This window comes from Ulvibacter sp. 2210JD10-4 (assembly GCF_058148525.1).
Window position 1 is genome coordinate 1 of record NZ_JBYVJZ010000075.1, and the last position, 245, is coordinate 245.

Here is a 245-nt window from a genome sequence, read left to right on the forward strand (position 1 = left end):
CTTACAGAATCAATGTTTTCATTGGGGACATTCATTAAGATGTATTTGATGTTCTTGGCTCTTAAAACGGCTTTAATTCTGAATACTAACTTTTCTAGGATTGCTTCTTTCTATGGTGTAAGCTGTAGGGATTTAACCAATACGGCTTCTGATTTTAAGACGACTTGTGTTTCTCTTCGTCCGTTTTTGAATAGGGTACTTCTGGAGCTCACAATATCACAACTAACATCCGCTAAACCAATGTT

The 245-nt window shown here is 36.3% G+C and carries 1 protein-coding gene; it reads right to left on the reverse strand.

Features of this window, described 5'->3' with window-relative positions:
- Positions 1–110: 110 nt before the first annotated feature.
- Positions 111–242: a hypothetical protein gene (locus ACY2RT_RS15530; RefSeq protein ID WP_490156823.1), complete on the reverse strand. Its 132-nt coding sequence runs from the start codon at positions 240–242 to the stop codon at positions 111–113.
- Positions 243–245 lie beyond the last annotated feature (3 nt).